3 protein-coding genes and 1 pseudogene are annotated in these 5,231 nt (G+C 42.0%); all 4 read left to right on the forward strand.

The window, feature by feature from the left end:
- Positions 1 to 248 (forward strand): annotated as a pseudogene (locus tag QVP40_RS07780) (YesL family protein); the annotation flags it as partial.
- The gene (locus tag QVP40_RS07785; protein ID WP_022067903.1) at positions 248 to 1,249 is read left to right on the forward strand and encodes a TIGR01212 family radical SAM protein; all 1,002 of its coding nucleotides are present in this window, start codon (positions 248 to 250) and stop codon (positions 1,247 to 1,249) included. The pseudogene QVP40_RS07780 and the gene QVP40_RS07785, both read left to right, overlap by 1 nt.
- 19 nt (positions 1,250 to 1,268) lie before the next feature.
- On the forward strand, positions 1,269 to 1,781 hold the full coding sequence (locus tag QVP40_RS07790; protein WP_022067904.1) for a DUF4364 family protein: 513 nt from the start codon (positions 1,269 to 1,271) through the stop codon (positions 1,779 to 1,781).
- Between the two features lie 234 nt (positions 1,782 to 2,015).
- A complete protein-coding gene (locus QVP40_RS07795) occupies positions 2,016 to 5,156 on the forward strand; it encodes an LPXTG cell wall anchor domain-containing protein (protein ID WP_022067905.1) in 3,141 nt (1,046 codons plus the stop codon).
- Positions 5,157 to 5,231: the final 75 nt, after the last annotated feature.

Genomic DNA, 5,231 nt, shown 5'->3' on the forward strand with positions numbered 1-5,231 from the left:
CATTCAAAAATGCGTTTTTAATGGCGATACGTCATCTTCCTTTTACATTTTTGATGCTGCTGATCTGTGCCTGTCCGATCCTGATTTTATTTATTCCGTCATTTCAGATACAGATGTCGCTGATTATGCTGGTGATTCTGTTTGGACCGGCAGTGATCGCATATGGTAATTCGCACTTTTTTGTAAAAATTTTTGACAAGTATATTCCAAAGGAACTGACTCCGGAGGAAACAGAGGTAATGCCCTGATGAAAGAACTGAACAGAGAATGCCGGGAACAGCGTAAGAGCTGGAACGGAAAACCTTATCGCTCCCTGGACTATATGCTCAGGGAGCGTTTTGGTGAAAAGGTCTATAAGGTAACCTTAAACGGGGGGATGTCCTGTCCAAACAGGGATGGAACTCTTGGGACAAGAGGCTGTATTTTCTGCAGCGAGGGAGGAAGCGGAGATTTTGCGGCAGACGTATCTCTGTCTGTCACAGAGCAGATTGAAAGCCAGATCGCGCTTCTTTCCGCCAAGCGGCCTATTCAGAAATATATTGCGTATTTTCAGGCGTATACCAACACCTATGCGCCGGTGGAATATCTCAGGAAGATTTTTAAGGAGGCAATGTCTCATCCAGGGATCGTAGCCCTGTCTGTAGGAACCAGACCGGACTGTCTGGGAGAGGAGGTACTGGATCTTCTGGAAGAGCTGAACCGGATCAAGCCGGTATGGATCGAGCTGGGGCTTCAGACGATCCATGAAAAAACAGCTCAGTACATCAGAAGGGGATATCGGCTTTCCTGCTTCGATCAGGCTGTGGAGAATCTCCGCAAACGGAATATTGAAGTGATCGTTCATACGATTCTGGGGCTTCCGGGAGAAAGCAGGGAAGAGATTCTTGAGACAATGAGATATCTGAACAAAAAGGACATCCAGGGGATCAAGCTTCAGCTTCTTCATGTTCTGAAAGGGACAGACCTGGCATATGATTATCTTGCAGGAAGATTTCATGTTTATGAGAGAGAAGAATATCTGGCTTTACTGATTGAATGTCTGGAAAATCTTGATCCGGAAATCGTTATCCACAGGATTACAGGAGACGGGCCAAAAGATCTTCTGATCGCTCCTTTGTGGGCATCAAGAAAACGGGAGGTTCTGAATCTGCTTCACCATCAGATGAAAGAACAGAACAGTTACCAGGGAAAAAGTTTGAAAGTTCCTGATTGTGAAAGTGCTGAAGGAACTGACATGCTCCGGATGTAAACGAGAAAGAGGTGGTAGAATGGCAGAACCATTTACAATTTATAAACTGATGGTACTTTATATGGCCCAGCATTCCAGGGAAGAGCTGACAAATTCTCAGATTTCAGAGTTTGTGCTGGACAGAGAGTACACGGATTACCTTCATCTTCAGCAGGTGCTGTCAGAACTGGTGGAAACAGGGCTTCTGATACGGAGGACAGTTTCTAACAGTTCTCATTATGAGCTGACAGATGAGGGGAGCAAAACACTTTCCTACTTTGAAAATGATCTTTCTCAGGATATCAGAAATGAAATTGAAGAATTTCTGAGAGATTATGGATACGAGATGCCGGAAAGGATCCTTATGCCGGCCGATTATTATACAACGCCTCAGGGAACCTATGCGGTTCGGTGCCAGCTGATCGAAAAGGATGCTACGATCATGGATCTGATAATGGCTGCGCCCAGTAAAGAGGCTGCGCGGGCCATATGTAAAAGCTGGCCCCAGAAATGCCAGGATATTTATACTTCCATTATGGGAGAATTGATCTGAAAAATCTGACAATTTACGGACACTGTCAATAATTGGAGACAGTGTCTTTTTTTGTTTGTTGTTTGCAGGGAAAAGTTGCTGGAATCTGTAAAAATGTCAAGTGTAAAAATGTTGAAAAACAGGTAAAAATAGGCGAATTTGCCTTGACTTAACAACACGGGGGGGGGTATAATAAGAACGATACATAGGATTAGGGAAAAATCCCTAAAATCAGAGATGGAGGAAAAAGAAGCTATGAAAAACAAAGTAGTAAGAAAACTTCTCATGGTTGGTCTCAGCTCCTCTGTAGTTCTCACAAGCACAGTAGGCGTAACAGCTGCATCTATGGATACAGCTATTGAAGCCGGCGCTGAGGACACAGTAGAAGATGAGACTCTCACACCAGTAGTCGATGAAGACGCACTGGCAGAAGAAGACAGCGAAGACGTGGCAGAAGAAGAAACAACAGAGGAAGAGACAGAAGAAACAACAGACGAGGCTGGCGAAGAAGAGACAGAAGAAACAACAGCAGATGTAGTACTTGAAAATTGTACTGTTATCTTTGTAGATGAAAACGGTACCGAAATCGGAAGTGGAAGCGTTACACCATATGATTGTGCAAACGGCTATTACATTTGCCGCTATGCTGATGTGGTAGGTGTGCCGGAAGGCAAAGAGATCCTTGGCGGAACCGGAGATTTCAGCGTATCAAAAAATCAGCGTTGGATACAGCTTACATTAACAGATAAGGCAGAAACACCAGAGCATACAGCTAAAACTGTTCAGATTAATTATCAGTTAGAAAACGGAACATCTGTTGGTAAAGGAAGCATTACTGTTGAACCACAGTATACTGAGGATAAAACTGTTTATTATAATTTCAATTATTCTCAGCTGACAGATGTACCGGAAGGCTATGAAATTGCTGTAGCTGGTGACTGCAATGTGACAGGCGCTGATCAGGTAAATGTTACTGTAAAAAAAGTGAAAGCAGAAAACAGAACAGTATTCGTAAGTTTTGAAGATGAAGAAACAGGAAAAATCCTTCCGGATGTAGCAGCTATCCAGATTGCAAATGATGCAACACAGTTCAATACAAGCCTGGTAACAGTACCGGAAGGCTATGAGCTTTGCAGGGTAGGTGATGTGGATATTGATGCGAACAGCAATGCCATTACACTTAAGGTAAGAAAAACAGCACCGGAATATAAAACTGTATATGTAAGCTTTATTGACGAAAACACAAAATTCCAGGTTGGTGATATCCAGTCAATCGAAGTTGGTGCAAAGGATACTATATTTAACACAAGCAAACTTACAGCACCGAACGGATACGAGATCTGCAATGTGGGAGATGTATATGTTGGAGAGGGAGATACAGTTAATGTAGAAGTAAGAGAAATTGCTACAACAAGAACTGTATATGTAAGCTTCATTGACGAAGAGACAAAGCAGCCTCTTGAAAATGGAATCCAGGCCATTGAAATTGATTCCGATGCAACTTATTTCAACACAAATCTTCTTACAGCACCGGAAGGCTGGGTTCTTTGCAATGTTGGAGACGTATACCTTGGTACAAATGATACAGTGAATGTTGAAGTAAGAAAAGCAGATGCTGAAACAAGAACAATTTATGTAAGCCTTGTAACAGAATCCGGAGATGTTATTTCTCCAAACCAGGAAATTGAGATTGCTGCTGAAGCTACAACATTCCATACAAGCTGTCTGGCTGTTCCGAAGGGATATGAGCTTTGCCAGGTTGGCGATATGTATATCGGCAATGGCGATACTATGAATGTCTTTGTCAGAGAAGCACAGGTAGTAACTGACAAAAATGTTATTGTAAGCTATGTAGATGAAAATAATAAAAATGTAGGAACTCAGGATCTTGTTGTAGGTGTCGGTGACACTTATGTAAATACAAGCAAATTAAACGTTCCTTATGGATATGAGCTTGTAAATGTAGGAGATCTTGCATTTGACACAGAGAATACTTTAACTGTTCAGGTAAGAGCAAAAGAGTACACAAAAGATGTTGTAGTAGATTATGTGGATGAAGACGGAAATCCGGTACTCACCACAACTATTAAGGTTGATGAGGACGCAACATACTTTAACACAAATATTCTTACAGATGTGCCGTATGGCTGGATCATTGCAGTTGTTGGCGATATCCCGATCAATGATAACAACACAGCAACTGTAGTTGTAAGACAAAAAACTTATACGAAAGATGTTGCAGTAAACTATGTAGATGCAAACGGCACTACAATCGCTGCTTCTTCCGTAACTCTGGAAGATACAGCAACATACTTTAACACAAGCATCCTGACAGGCGTTCCGGAAGGATGGGAAATCGCAAACATTGGTGATGTTTATGTAGGAGATGCTGATTCTGTTGATGTTCTTATCAGAGAAACAGTAAAACGCGAAAAAGATATCATCATCAGCTATGTTGATGAAAAAGATGGACATGAGGTAGCAGTTTCTTCTATCACAATTGATGAGGATGCATCTTACTTCAACACAAGCCTCCTGACAGATGTACCGGAAGGATGGACACTTGCAGAAGTAGGTGACATTTATCTTGGAAGCTCAACAGTTGCCAAAGTTAAAATCAGAAAAACAGAAGCAGCTCGCACAAAAGATATCATTGTAAGCTACATTGATGAAAAGGATGAGCATGAGGTAGCAGTTTCTTCTATCACAATTGATGAAGATGCATCTTACTTCAACACAAGCCTTCTGACAGATGTACCAGAAGGATGGGAGCTTTGTGAAGTAGGCGATATCTATCTTGGAACTTCAACAGTTGCTAAAGTTAAAATCAGACAGGTTGAAGCTGAGCAGAGAAATATTGCTGTTAAATATGTAACAGAAGATGGAACAGAAGTTGGTGCAGGAGCACTTACAGTAGAGAAAGATGCTACCTATATCAACACAAGCGTTCTGACAGATGTACCGGAAGGTTATGTAATTGCAATCGTAGGAGATCTGCCGATTGAGAATGAGACAGTAGTTGTTACAGTACGTGCAGAGAAAGAAGATCCGGAAGAGCCAACTCCTACTCCGGATCCGGAAAATCCGACACCTACCCCGAATCCGGAAAATCCGACACCTACCCCGAATCCGGAAGATCCAGATCAGCCAGTAGATCCAGAAGATCCAGATCAGCCGACAGATCCAGATCAGAACAAACCAACTGTAGCACCGGAGAAACCAAACAACGATAATCAGAACAACGATCAGGATAAAGCTGATACAAACAAGTCTGAGGTTAAAACAAACAATCCTAAGACTGGCGATGCAACAAACACTGTACCGTTAGTAGCAGGCTTACTTGGAAGTGGTTCTATGATCGGTCTTATTCAGATGCTTAGAAGAAAGAAAAAATAAATAATTCCATCTCAAAGAAAGCGGGACTCTTTTAAAGAGTTCCGCTTTTTTATACGGCTTTAGCCTGTTCAAAAC

Source organism: Blautia sp. CAG:257 (genome assembly GCF_000433815.1).
In the GTDB taxonomy this organism is placed as follows: domain Bacteria; phylum Bacillota; class Clostridia; order Lachnospirales; family Lachnospiraceae; genus Blautia_A; species Blautia_A caecimuris.

Bases quoted from the DNA above. Each gene is read 5' to 3' on its own strand.
- QVP40_RS07795 (WP_022067905.1), top strand. From the start codon at position 2,016: ATGAAAAACAAAGTAGTAAGAAAACTTCTCATGGTTGGTCTCAGCTCC.
- QVP40_RS07785 (WP_022067903.1), top strand. From the start codon at position 248: ATGAAAGAACTGAACAGAGAATGCCGGGAACAGCGTAAGAGCTGGAAC.
- QVP40_RS07790 (WP_022067904.1), top strand. From the start codon at position 1,269: ATGGCAGAACCATTTACAATTTATAAACTGATGGTACTTTATATGGCC.